9 protein-coding genes are annotated in these 12,751 nt (G+C 71.1%); 3 read left to right on the forward strand and 6 right to left on the reverse strand.

The annotated features are described in order from the left end of the window. Positions 1 to 24: 24 nt before the first annotated feature. The 3 genes from ACFW3L_RS18250 to ACFW3L_RS18260 all read right to left on the reverse strand — a co-directional run bounded on the left by ACFW3L_RS18250 (position 25) and on the right by ACFW3L_RS18260 (position 4,002). The gene (locus ACFW3L_RS18250) at positions 25 to 2,043 is read right to left on the reverse strand and encodes a hypothetical protein (protein WP_378741917.1); all 2,019 of its coding nucleotides are present in this window, start codon (positions 2,041 to 2,043) and stop codon (positions 25 to 27) included. 40 nt (positions 2,044 to 2,083) lie between these two features. After that, positions 2,084 to 3,541, reverse strand: coding sequence for a hypothetical protein (locus ACFW3L_RS18255; protein WP_378741919.1), 1,458 nt, complete (start codon positions 3,539 to 3,541; stop codon positions 2,084 to 2,086). 137 nt (positions 3,542 to 3,678) lie between these two features. Further along, entirely contained in the window at positions 3,679 to 4,002 is a 324-nt protein-coding gene (locus ACFW3L_RS18260; RefSeq protein WP_378741922.1) for a hypothetical protein, read from the reverse strand. Between the two features lie 318 nt (positions 4,003 to 4,320). Between ACFW3L_RS18260 and ACFW3L_RS18265 the strand changes: the two genes are divergently transcribed. Beyond that, positions 4,321 to 5,793, forward strand: a complete 1,473-nt coding sequence (locus tag ACFW3L_RS18265; RefSeq protein WP_378741924.1) for a bifunctional phosphatase PAP2/diacylglycerol kinase family protein — start codon at positions 4,321 to 4,323, stop codon at positions 5,791 to 5,793. 22 nt (positions 5,794 to 5,815) lie between these two features. Here the strand turns inward: ACFW3L_RS18265 and ACFW3L_RS18270 are convergent, their stop codons facing one another. Both ACFW3L_RS18270 and ACFW3L_RS18275 read right to left on the reverse strand, forming a co-directional pair. Next, positions 5,816 to 6,790 (reverse strand): phosphotransferase, encoded by a 975-nt coding sequence (locus ACFW3L_RS18270; RefSeq protein ID WP_378741927.1) that lies wholly within the window; start codon positions 6,788 to 6,790, stop codon positions 5,816 to 5,818. A 109-nt stretch (positions 6,791 to 6,899) separates the two neighbouring features. Beyond that, positions 6,900 to 7,640, reverse strand: coding sequence for a maleylpyruvate isomerase family mycothiol-dependent enzyme (locus ACFW3L_RS18275; RefSeq protein WP_378741929.1), 741 nt, complete (start codon positions 7,638 to 7,640; stop codon positions 6,900 to 6,902). Positions 7,641 to 7,938: 298 nt separating this feature from the next. On the opposite strand from ACFW3L_RS18275, the gene ACFW3L_RS18280 reads away from it, so the two are divergent. Both ACFW3L_RS18280 and ACFW3L_RS18285 read left to right on the forward strand, forming a co-directional pair. Further along, a complete protein-coding gene (locus ACFW3L_RS18280; RefSeq protein ID WP_378741931.1) occupies positions 7,939 to 8,883 on the forward strand; it encodes an MBL fold metallo-hydrolase in 945 nt (314 codons plus the stop codon). 129 nt (positions 8,884 to 9,012) lie between these two features. Next, positions 9,013 to 10,443, forward strand: a complete 1,431-nt coding sequence (locus ACFW3L_RS18285) for a WGR domain-containing protein (RefSeq protein ID WP_378741933.1) — start codon at positions 9,013 to 9,015, stop codon at positions 10,441 to 10,443. A gap of 54 nt (positions 10,444 to 10,497) precedes the next feature. On the opposite strand, the gene ACFW3L_RS18290 is transcribed toward ACFW3L_RS18285, so the two are convergent. Continuing rightward, positions 10,498 to 12,366: a hypothetical protein gene (locus tag ACFW3L_RS18290; protein ID WP_378741935.1), complete on the reverse strand. Its 1,869-nt coding sequence runs from the start codon at positions 12,364 to 12,366 to the stop codon at positions 10,498 to 10,500. Between the last annotated feature and the right edge of the window lie 385 nt (positions 12,367 to 12,751).

Raw genomic sequence — 12,751 nt, forward strand, 5'->3', positions numbered from 1 at the left:
ATACGAGAGGGCACGACCCGGGGGTTACGGAAGCCAGCCGTACACGGCGGAGCCCTCCTCGCTCAGGTAGGAGACCACCGCGCCGGGGACCACCAACGCCCGGGGCCATCCCCAGCTCGTGCGGAGGCGGTGCTCCCAGCGTTCCTCTCCTCCCACCAGGAGGTCCACCCCGGGCGTCGTCCCGCCCAGCCCGGGGTCGACGTCTCGGAAGGGCGCGGTCACCAGGGAGAACGCTCCCGCCCCCCGCTCCTCGGGCGCATCCACGATCGGCGTGGCCACCCCTCCCGTCAGGGCCACTACCGGCCCGCTCGGAGGCCGGTCGTACTCACCCGTCCGAGCCCCCACGGGGAGACGGACCGTCTCCACGCCCTCACCGGAGGCGTCCAGGCGCTCCAGAACGATGTCCCTGTCCTGTTCCTCCTGGTCGATACCCCGCTCAGATCCGGAGATCACCGCACCCCCGGTGTCCGCGTGCTCGACCAGGAACCACGTGCCGCCCCGGTCGACCGTCATGATGTCGGAACCGTCCGCCGAGTCCAGGACCAAGGTCGGTTCCTCGAACAGGTCCTCCACCAGTACGGCCCTTCCCGCACCCGGGTTCATGGCCGGGCCACCGTCCCTCAGCCTCACGTCCCCGGACCACGCGCGGTCGGGCACGTCCCACGCACGCCGCCAGTTCTCCTCACCGGAGTTCAGGTCCAGGGCGAGCAGGTGGGCGACGAACCCACCGGCCCCCTGTTCCAGCATGGCCGGTAACTCCTGTTCGTCCTCGGAACCGGACGGGTCGGAGCACCGGTAGGAGACCAACAGCTGGTCACCCTGGACCAGGACGTCGATTCCCGAGGACTGGGAGAGGAAGCGCGGCGCGAAGCCCCCGCAGACCATGCCTTCCTCCACTGCGTCGGGTTCGTCCTCCATCGAGAACCACCAGCGGTGGTCGGCGCTCCCCGCCTCGCGCACGCCGATGGCCACGCCTCCCGAGCCCTCCGTGATCGACAGTCCGTGCCCGGGGAGGGTCTGGTGGGACCCGTCTTGGTCGGCGATGGTTTCGGACTGGAACTCGTCGACGACGCCACCCGTGGACGTGTCCAGGAGCACCGTCTCACCACCACGGAAAAGGTCCTCGTCCTCGTCCCACACCCGTGTCTCCTCCGAACGCAGGATCACCTGAGCGCGGTCGGCGCCCGGATGCAGGGTGACCAGGACGTCGCCGCGCGGACGCCGGTAGCTCCACAGTTCCCCGCCGGTGGCACCGTCCAGACCGAACACGCCGTCCGTGGTCGCGACGACGGGTCCGAGCGGGCCGCGTTCGACGTCGGCCACCGCGGTCCCCTCCGGTGGCCGCCACTCCCAGCCCAGCCGTTCGACGGAGGCGGGGTAGGGGGCGGGGTCCGCCGGGGCCCCGTCCAGGACGGAGTGCCGGGTGGGGACGTGTTCGGACAGCGCCCGCACGGCGGGGTCGGCGAGCAGCGCCAGTGACGCGCCGACCGCGAGCGGTGTCAGCCACCAGCGCCGGGATCGTGTGCGGGTCCGGGGCCAACGGTGGGAGACCAGCAGCAGGACGAGGCCGAGCAGCGGCGGGAGACCGATCCCCCAGAGCGCCGCCTCCGCCGGTCGAACGCCGTACCCCACGTCGAAGAGCCCGGCGGTGAACACGAACGAGGCCCGGGGCAGGTGCGTCCAGAGGACGAGCAGCAGGACCACCAGGGCGGATCCGAGGAGGAAGGGGAAGCCGGGGGTGACCGGCCCCTCCGGGTCCGGGTTCGGCTCCCGACGGTCCCGGCGGAGGAGGCTGACGGCCACCACGACGGCGATCAGGACCGGAATCTGCCAGACGCCGCGCCCCTCCGCCGGGACCAGCAGCTCCGGGCCGAAGCCGCTGCCCTCCAACCGCCGCAGGACGAGGAAGGCGGCCGGAACGGTTCCGAAGAGCAGCCCGAACCCGGCCCAGCCCACAACCTCCCGCAGGCGCTCGGTCCGGTTTCCCTGGTCTGGTGCGGCGCCCGCGCGGGCGGAGTCCTGCGTCGTGGAGGTGGTACTCACGGGTTCTTCTCACTGCTGTTCTCTGGAGGATGGACGGGGGTCAGGGCACCAGGCCGTGGACGTCGGCCGCGCCGGTGCCATAGGAGACCACGGCGCCGGGAACGGCGACCAGCCGGTGTTCCCCGGGCACGTCGTTCGCGGGCGGACCGACTGCCACGCGTTCCCCACCGAGGTCACCGGCGGCCAACGCGAAGGAGTGGACACCCCGCTGACCGTTCTCACGGTCCGCGTACGGGATCAGGAGCGCGTCGTCGAGGACGACCGCGAGGTCGAGGAGTGCGGGGGTCGGGCCGTCGAGGTCGAGCGTCACCCGCGCGGTCACCGCGCCTTCGGGGTCCGAGGTGAGGACCTCCAAGGGCTCCCCGCTCCCGGGGTAGCGGCCCTCCACGGCGATGACCGTGCCGCCGGTGTCGGCGCGGAGGACCCGCTCCACCCGGGGACCGAACCGCCCCTGGGAGTCGCGAGCCTCCTCGGGGTGGCCCAGGGGTTCTCCGGTGCGCGGATCGAGCAGGTACAGCTCGGCGTCGGCCCGGAGGACGAGGGCGCGCGCCGCACCCTCGGGGAGTGCCGCGCCCTCCACGGGACCGAGGTCGACGCGGGCCCACGAGTCGCGGACCGGATGCTCGTGCCGCCACACCTCCGCGCCGCTGGCGAGGTCGAGGGCGGTGACGGTGGCGACCGCCGACTCCAGTCCTCCCCCGTGGGCGAGGATGTCGGAGCCGTCAGCGGCAGCGCGCGGCCGGGCTGGTTGGAGCGTCCTCTCCTCGTACTCCCGCGCGTCCGCGCAGGTGTGGGCGACCACGACCCGACCGTCTCCCGTGCCGGGATCGGTCGTCGGCCACGTGTCACGCTGGAACTCGCAGAACAGGCCCTTCCCCCGGGGAACGAAGGTCCACCGTGTCCCGCCGGGGCCGGTCGCCGTCCGGTCGAACACCCGCGCCCGGACTCCCCCGGCCCCGTCGCGGTCGCGGTAGGCGTGGAGGGTGGTCGACCGGGCGTACCCCGCCATCCCCTCCAGGCGTCGTCCACCACCCGTGATCTCGCCGGTCGCGGGGTCCAGCGGGGTGGCTGTCACGGCGCCCTCCCCGAGGTCGTGGGTCAGAAGGAGGACGTCCTCGAAGAGGCGCACCTCCGCGTCCCAGCCGCGCGGATCGCGATAGGTCCACAGCTCCTCCCCGCTCGGTCCGTCGAGGGCCACGACCCCGTCCGACAGCACGAGGACCGGCCCGTGCGGCCCGGCCGCCACGTGCTCCACCCGTACGCCCGGCGGGGGCTTCCAGGTCCATCCCACACGGTCGACTCCGGAGGGGACGGCCGGTGGTGCGCCGGGGTCGCCCGAGGCGACCGCGTGGATCACGCGCGGAGGGGTGAGCGCCCAGGTCAGCACCGCGACGAGTGCGACGGCCAGGCCACCGCAGAGGGCCACGATGACGGGAGGGCGGCGGCCGAGAACGCGCGGCGGCCGACGCGGGCGCGCGGTGCCCGCCTGCTCGTCCATCGCTCACCCGTTCCTCGGCCACGGTCCGCAGCCTCGTGTACCCGGACCCGACCGTCCGTCGCGCGAACGACAACCTAGCAGCGGCGGCGGAGGCCTCACCCGGGTCCCCGGGCCCCGGGGACCCGCGGGACGCGGGATCAGTGGTCGGCGGGGGCGGCGGGACGGGCGTCCAGCCCCAGCCCCGCGCGTAGTTCGGCGCACACGTCCTGGCAGGACGCGTCCCTGCTGACCACGTCCACCTCGCCGCCCCGGGCCCACCGGGCGAGCTGGTCGGCCCACTCCGCGCGGGGCATGGACACGACGTCCGGGGGGTCGATCCCCTCGCCGACCGCGCCCGGAGCGCCGTCGGTGAGCACGGTGACCCGGCAGTCAGGGTGGAGTTCGGTGAGGTCGACGGTGAGCGGCTGCTCCGAGTGCAGGACCACGACGTGGATCTGGTCGGGGGTCTCAGTGGTGGACATGGGCGCCTTTCCTCAAAGGGGGGACGCCCGAAGACCTACTCTCCGGGCCCGCCTCCGAAACGTCCTCCCCCGGGCCGGAACCGGCCATACAGGGGTGACCTCGGACAGTGACGGGGATCCCACCCCAAGCCGAACGGAACCGGCTAGCCTCAGAACGGGACCACGGGAGTTCCGGCGGTGCGCGAACCGCCTGCCGTGCGCCCGGGGGCGACGGCCCTTCCCCAGTCGTCACCCCCGGGCACCATTCCGGCTCCGACCGCATCACGGGCGAAGCGCGCCTTATGGACAACTCATCCGGTGACCACCAGGCTGGGGCCCATGAGACTGTTCCCTCGACTCCAACGCCTCGACCAGCGCCTCTATGACCGGGTGACCAGGGTGGGGACCCCCCACCTGGACGGGTACACGCCGAAGTTCGTGCAGAGCACCGACAACATGGCGCCGTGGGTCCTGGTCTCGGCCACGCTCGCCGTCACGGGCGGCCCGCGCCTGCGCCGCACCGCGCTGCGGGCGATCGCCGCCGCCGGGATCGCCAACGCCGGAGCCACCGCGGTCAAGTACCTGGCGCGCCGCCCCCGCCCGGACAGCTCGGCGGTTCCCGCGGCCCGGGTCCCCTACCGTTCCTACGTCAGTTCCTCGTTCCCCTCCGGGCACACCGCCGCCGCGGTGGGCTACGCGGGCGGGGTCGTCTCCGACGCGCCCCTGCCGCTGTCCCTGCTGGTGTCCGCGATGGCGGGCGCCGTGGGCTTCTCCCGCGTGCACAGCGGGGTCCACTACCCGGGTGACGTGCTCGGCGGAGTCGCGATCGGCGCCGTGTCCGCCCTGCTCTCCCGCGCGCTCCTGCCACCGCGTCCGGAACTCGTCTTCGGGGCGAGTACGACCCCCGTGGGAGAGGCGGACGTGGACCAGGAGGGCGCCGGGGTGACCGTGGTGGTCAACCCGCGCGGCGGCGACAACGGGGTGCCCACCCTGACCACCGCGGACACCACCACCCGGGTGGCCCGCCAACTGCCCCGGGCACGGATCGTCCCGCTCTCCGCCGACGACGACGTCGCCTCGGTGATGGACGAGGCGGCCCGCGACTCCTCGGTGCTCGCGGTGGCTGGTGGCGACGGCACCGTCAACGCCGGGGCCACGGCGGCGCTCGCCCACGACCGTCCGCTGCTGGTGCTGCCGGACGGCACTCTGAACAACTTCGCCCGTACCCTGGGGCTGACCTCGGTGGAGATCGCCCTGCGCGCCTACTCCGGCGGTCGGCTGGCCCGGGTGGACGTGGGCGAGGTGGACGGGCGCGTCTTCCTCAACACGTCGTCGTTCGGGTCGTACCCGCGCATGGTGGAGCGGCGCGACCGCTGGGCGGACCGGATCGGTAAGTGGCCCGCGTTCGCCCTGGCCCTCTGGCGCGACCTGCGGGAGGTCCAACCCACCCCGGCTCTGGTGGACGGACGGCCCGTGAAGGTGTGGTGGGCGTTCGTGGGCAACTGCCGGTACCGGACCCACGCCCGGGTGCCCGCTCTGCGGGAGCACCTGGACGACGGGCGGCTGGACGTGCGGGTGCTGTGCGCGCGTTCGCCCTTCCCCCGGTTGCGTGCCCTGGCGGACGTGCTGTTCGCGGGGGCGACGTCCGGGGCCGGCTACACCGAGCGGCTGACCGAGTCGCTCACCCTGGCCATCCCGGACGAGCCCCGGCTCCTGGCCGTGGACGGCGAGGTCGTGGAGGGGTCGGCCGAGGTGGTCTTCCGCAAGCGACCGGCGGCGTTGCGGGTGTTCGTGCCGCTGGTCCACGGCTGAGCGCGGCGGGACCCGGGCGGACTCAGCGCTCCAGACGGCGCAGGATGACGCCCAGGTCCCGCCAGGCCTGTTCGGTGTCGGTGCCGCGCTGGTGCGGGGCGGCGAACCAGTCGACGAACTCCACGACGACCTGGAGGTCCCAGCGGAGCCCGTAGAGGGACAGAAGCGCCGGGTCGGGCCGGTGCCCGGTGGCCTCCGCGTAGCGCGCGAGTTCGTCGGGGTCGTCGGTGACCAGCCACAGGTCGCGTTCGGGGACGGCCAGGCCCACCGTGTCCCAGTCCACGAACAGCGGCCCGGACTCGCGCCACAGCAGGTTCCCCGGGTGCGGTTCGCCGTGGGTGGGCACCGCCCGCGAGGCGTCGGCCTCGTCGGCGCGGCGGCCGAACTCGTCCAGGCGGGCCCGCAGCGCGCCTCCGTGCTCGGCGAGCAGCTCGGCGGTCGGTTCCGCGAAGGGGCCGTGGTCACCGATCCTCCCGGGATCCACGGTGAGCTCCGCCAGCCGGTCGGCCCCGGCCAGGCTCGGCGGGGTGGGTCGGATCTCGGCGGGCGGGGTGCGTCCGTGCAGGCGGGCGAGAGTGTCCAGGACCTGGGCCCGCTGGTCCGGTGTGAGCTCCTGGCCGAAGTCGCCGGGGCTGCCCTCCGTGTGCGGGAAGACGCTGAGTGCGTAACGGTCACCGATCCGCAGAGCGGTGGTGCCCCCGGTGGCGCGTAGCGGGGCCACGACGAACCCGAGCCCGTGCGCGTCGTGGAGCTCGGCGGCGGTGTCCATGGCCCGGCGCAGGTTGCGCAGGGCGGTGTCGGGATCGCCGCCGAGGAAGGGTTTGTGTTCGAGGTCGACCAGGGTGAGGAACCACCGCCGCCCGGAGGTGTCGGTGGCGCTCCAGTGGTGGTCACCGAAGCCCAGCGGAACGTGCGTCAGCACCTCCGCGTGAATGCCCCAGTCCGCCAGCGCGTCTTTGATCTGGTGGTCGTCGAAGTCCACGGGCCTGTCCAGCATGGCAGCGACGCTAACAGTCCGGCCTCGGGTGGCGCACGGCGTTTTCCACGGGGCGTTCCCGGTTCTCCGGGACCCGTGGTGACCCGGGGAAGCGGACGCTGCCGGTCGGTCACTCCGTCTCCGCGACCTTGAGGAACCGTGCGAGTTCCTGTGCGTCTCCGGTGACCGCCAGCGACTCGGGGCCGATCCGTCTCCACAGCGTGAGCAGCAGGTCGGAGGCGGTGCCCTCCACCGCGACGCTGGCCCGGTTCGCTCCGCGACTGACCCGCCAGTGCTGGCCGGTGTGGTCCACCGTCCAGGAGAGGTCGGCGTCGGTGGCGGTCAGCAGCACCGCGCCCATCGGTCCGACCGGCTCGCGGGGCAGGTCCAGCATCTCGGCCAGGCCGAGGAAGAAGGTGAGGAACTCGTCCACCCCGTCCACGGCGACGTCCCGGGGCAGCGCGGCCGCGCCGTCGACCGCGTTCAGCACGTCCCAGGCGTGCACGGCGGTCTCCTGCGCCATGCGTCTGAGGATGAACGCCCCGTCCTTCTGCGGGGACCAGGTCCAGCGCGGCGCGTCGGGGTCCAGAGCGGTGAGCACGGTCAGGGTCTCGGCCAGTCCCTCCCGGTACCAGCTCAGCAGCGCCTCGTCGTCGGGGCGCTCCGGCTGCGCGTACCCGTCGTCAGGGTCCCTGATCTCCCCGGAGGCGATGGACCTCCAGAAGTGGTGGGTCTCGCCCACGTGCCAGACCAGGTCCAGGACGTTCCACTCGGGGCAGGTGGGTACGTGCGCGTGCGCGCGGTCCTCGGCGGCGTCGGCGAGGAGGGTGCCGCTCTCGCGAAGGACCGTGAGGTATCGAGGGGTGTCCATGTTCGGGACGCTAGCACCCGGCGGAGACCGAAGTCCGGATATCCACAAGCTGGATTCTCGGAAGGCCGGAGCTGGCCAGAGTGCCGTCGGCGCTCTCCCGAGACCTCCCCGACCTCCGACGGTCCCGTGACCCGGACCGGTGGTCGTCCGGCTCGGCCCGCCCACCGGGGTCGCGAAGCGACCGCGGCCCGCCCACCGACGTGGCGACTTCGGCGGAGCGGCCCCGAACGGCAGGGACCACCCCCTACGCTGCGCGTCGGGGCAACGCCCCGAACCGCCACCAGACAAGGGGATCGCCATGGGAGAGAACGCACGGACCGGCCCGGAGGCCGGGGCGCTCGGCGAGGTCGTCGACGGGGTGTACGCGTGGGTGCAGCCGGACGGCACCTGGTGGGTGAACAACGCGGGCGCCGTGGCGGGGGACGACGGACTCCTGGTCGTGGACACCTGCGCCACCGCGACCCGCACCCGCCGGTTCCTGGGCGCGCTCGCCTCCGCCACTGCGGGCGCGCCGGTGCGCTGGGCGGTCAACACCCACCAGCACGGCGACCACACCTATGGCAACAGCCTGCTGCCCGACTCCACCGTGCTGATCGGCCAGAACGGCATGCGCGAGGCGCTGGACACCGACCCGCTCTTCGAGAACCCGCCACCGGTCTGGGAACCCGTGCCGAACTGGGGCGACGTCACCCGGAGGCTGCCCTCCGTCACCTTCGACCACGCACTCACGCTCCACCTGGGCGGCGGCCGCCGAGTCGACCTCCACCACCCGGGATACACCGCGCACACCGTCGGGGACGTGGTGGCCTGGCTCCCGCGGGAACGGGTCCTGTTCACCGGCGACCTGATCTTCCACGGGCTGACACCGCTGCTGCTCATGGGGTCACTCGACGGCGCGCTGCGCTCCCTGGAGTGGGTCCGTTCCTTCGCTCCGGACCACGTGGTGCCCGGTCACGGGCCGGTGATGCCCGGCTCCGAGCTCGACGCCGTGCTGGCCGTGCACGAGCGGTACTACCGGTTCGTCCTCGCAGCCGCCGACGAGGCCCTCCGGAAGGGCCACACCCCCTTGGAGGCCGCGCGCGACATCGACCTCGGTGAGTTCGGCGCGTGGGCGGACGCGGAGCGAATCGTCATGAACCTGCACCGCGCCCAGGCCGACCGCGCCGGCGTACCGATGGACCTCGCCCGGGCCCTGGCCGACGCCGTGGAGTGGAACGGCGGACCGATGCCCACCACCCTCTGACCCGAATTGTCGGTACCCGCCGATAGATTCTCCACCAGTCGACACGGCCTCCCCCGGGAGGCGCCCCCTCTCTCCCCTGCCTGGCACCCCCTTCCGGTGTGCCCGGATCCGATCGTCGAAGGGCCTGCCATGACCAGCACCACCTACCTGGAGCTCTCGGAAGAGGGCGGCGGCGCGCACAAGTTCTACGAGGTCACCCTCGACGGCACCGACGTCACCATCCGGTACGGACGGATCGGCGAGACCGGCCAGGCGCGCACCGCGAGCCACCCCACCGTCGCGAAGGCCGAGGCCACGGCGGCGCGGAAGATCGCGGAGAAGCGGCGCAAGGGGTACGAGCCCGCCGTGGTCGGGGTCCGCAAGCGGCGCGCGGTCACCCGGAGGACGATCGTCAGCCAGCGTTCGACCGCCAACCTCGCCCCGGTGCTGTGGCGGTTCCGCTCGGGCAGCCCCGCCTTCGGCATCTTCGTCGACGACGAGCGCTGCTGGGTCGGCAACGAGCGCGGAGACGTGTACACCCTCTCCCACCAGGGCACCGTCACCGCCCGCTACGGACTCCCGGACGGCGTCAAGTGCATCGTGGCCGACGACTTCTGGATCTACGCCGGGTGTGACGACGGCAAGGTCTACGACCTGGGCGCGAAGATCCCGCACGTGGCGTACGAAATCTCCGAGGACGTGGACATCTTCTGGCTGGACATCCACGACGGGGTGCTCGGCGTCTCCGACGTGGCCGGGCGGATCACCGTGATCGACCACGAGGACGAGTTCCAGTGGTCCCGCCGCAGCTCGGGAGACTCCGCGTGGATGGTCCGCCACGACGAGGCGGGCGTCTACCACGGGCACTCCCGGGGCGTCACCATGTACGACGCGGGCACCGGGGACGAGCGCTGGACGGTGCCGACCAGCGGCGCGGTGCTGTTCGGCTGGCAGGAGGGCGACGAGGTCTTCGCCGCCACGGCCCGCAACTCCGTGGACCGCATCAGCAAGGGCGGAGCGCACCGTTCCACCTACCGCTGCGACGGGGCGGTCTTCTCCTGCGCGGCCTCCCCGGACGGCCGCTACGTGTTCGCGGGTGACAACCACTCCTCGGTCTACTGCTTCTCCAGGGACGGACGCCGTCTGTGGAAGCTGGCCACCGGATGCGGTTCGGCCTACTCGATGCAGTTCCACCAGGACCGGCTGTACATCGTCACCACCGACGGTTCCCTGGCCTGCGTGGACGCCTCCGAGGAGGCGATCCTGGCCGCCGAGCGCGGCACCGTCCCGGAGCCGGTCAGCGTCAAGGCCCCCTCCTGGGACGCGGTCACCCCGGCCACCGAGCTGGAGACGGTGCGCTCCAGCGAGCTCGTGGCCGACGACGGGATCGTCGTCGAGTGCGTGGACGACGGCGGCCGCCTGCGGATCCGCGTGGTCTCGGAGGGCTTCGACCCCACCCTGCGGGTGCAGTTCCCCAAGGACATCCGCCGCGCCGGAGCCCGCTACGTCGTGAGCGAGGTGCTCACCTCGGGCAGCGGCGGCTTCTACCGCGTCAGAGGCGACATCCGCCGCCTCGGCTAGACCACGGCTCCCGGGGTCCCGTGTCGACGGGCCCCGGGAGCGGGACGCGTTCCTCTAGGTGGCGTCGGGGTTCTCCCCGGTGTCCTCGTGCGTGATCCCGGGCAGAAGGGGTTCCTCCCTGCTCAATTCGACGAGGTGCATCCCGTCCACCTTGGGCTTGTCATTGTCCAGAATGATCACCTGTGAGGTGGGCTGCCCCAGGCTCTTCTGCTCCCGCGAAGCATCCACCACCCGGACCACACCCGCGAGGATCCGGTTGGTGAACTCCTGGTCCTGATCGTTGCCGCCGATGTTCTTCGTGGGTGAATCAAGGATGAGCAGTTGGGGTAGTGCAGCCCCACTCGCCAGGCGACTGAAGGAGACAAGTGCGAGGCTGTAGGCCGCGTTGACCGCAGCGAGCGTGCCTCCACCCAGATCGGCGAACTTCTGGCCGTCAACAACCGGTAGGTAGGTCTTCCGGTCCACTTCGGCCTGACCAGCGAACCAGGGCGGTTTGAACCCTTCGATGGCGGCGAGAAACTCAGCATCGAGGACATCCATCTCCGAACGACGCTGGGCAATCTGTTGCTCCACGCCCTTCAGATCCGCCTCCAAGTCCTCGATCTCTCCCCTCGCTGTCTGGATGTCGAACTCCAGTTCCTGCCAGCGAACGTAGTGAGCCTGGAGCTGGCCGAGGGAGAGCAACCGCTCCTCCAGACCTGCCTGCGTCCGGATGAGTTCCGCGATCTTCGCTCGCAGCGGCGCCAGCTCCGCGCCGTCGTGGCGTGAGAGTTCCGCCTCGGCCTCCTTCGCGCGCTCAGCGGTAGCATCGACGGTCCTGGATGCCGACGCGGCCCGTCCCTCCGCTCGGGACAGGGCACCGCGCGCTTGTTCAAGCTCCGCTCGGAAAGCGGGTCCGCCTGGCGGCTCCTGAACTGATTCCGCAACCTGTAGACACAGGTGGCAGTGGCCTTCGGGAACCACCCTGTCGAGTCCCTGACCGCAAGCAGGACAGGTGCCCGTCCCAGACAGATGTGCATCACGGTTCAGTTCAGCGATACGGTCAGCCAGCTTCCCAACATCGGCACAGGCTTCGCGGTGGCTGATCGCAGCTCTGACGAAGCGGGCATGCGTCTCTTTCACGAGCTGACGTAGCGCGTTGGCCGCGCGAAGCATTTCGGTTTCACGGGCACGAAGAGGTTCGAGTTCGGCGATCACTCCGGCGATCTGGGCGCGGGTCTTCTCCCGGAGTCGCCGCGCCTCTCCGGGCAGGGGTGCGTCGACGTTCTCGAAGTGGTCCTTGATCGCGATCAACTCCCGTTCGCGCTGCTCACGGTGATTGCGACTCTCTCTGATGCGGGCCTGGAGCACCTGTTTCACCGGCTCACTCAGCCCCAACAGAAGTTCGAAGAGGTCCCTGCGGACCGTATTGGATGACATGACCACGTGCTGGTCCATGCCTCCTTGGGAACGGCAGAGATACGGCCACACCTTGTCGAAGGCGAACCCTTTCTGCCCCAGGCTCCGCGCCTGTTCGGGAGCGAGGATCTCCTTGAGTCCGCTCCAGGCGAGGAGTTCATCAGACAGGGTCGGCTTCTCGTCCACGGACCGCCGAACCACCGGAACGGAGCGTTCGAGCCTCCCTTCAGCATCAAGCAGGTCGACCGATCCGGAACGCCTGGTGGAGCGCCGGAGGGTCAGCAGGTTCCCCCGTATCCGAAGAGTGAGTTCCACCTGGGTGAGTTCGCGTCGCGCCGCGAGCTTCCACTTGACGTTCATTCCCAACGCGAAGGAGATCGCGTCGACCATGGTCGATTTTCCAGTGTTGACGGGTCCGGTGACATGCATGACCGGGTGATCGAGGTTGATTTTTCGCGGATCTGGCGAGGACGCACAGTGGAGGACCAGTTCGAGCAGCCGAAACTCACGATCGTGATTGGGCAAAAGTTCCCTTTCTCCCGCATCAAGGACACGACTGATCCTCGCACCATGGAATCCCATCCTCAAGGAATATTCACCGCTTTATTATTCTGTTATAAGAATTCATAATACTTACGACAATCAAGCCAAACCAGCCGAGAATAATGAATACAGACGATAGGGGACCCGTGTCACACGGGTCCCCCCAGAATCAGGCGGATCAGGCCGCGACGAAGTGCCGCACCACGCGGTCCGGCGGGTCACCGTCCTCCACTACGAAGGCACGCGGCCCGCGCTCGTTGGAGAGCGGGACGGCACGACGGACCGCGATCCTGGCCAGGTGGTGTTCCTTCGTCGCCCGAGCCGGGGCGGGTTGGCGTTCCCCACGTGGGCGTCGGACCGAGGGCGC

It is taken from the genome of Nocardiopsis sp. NPDC058789 (assembly GCF_042745575.1).
Lineage (GTDB): Bacteria > Actinomycetota > Actinomycetes > Streptosporangiales > Streptosporangiaceae > Nocardiopsis > Nocardiopsis eucommiae.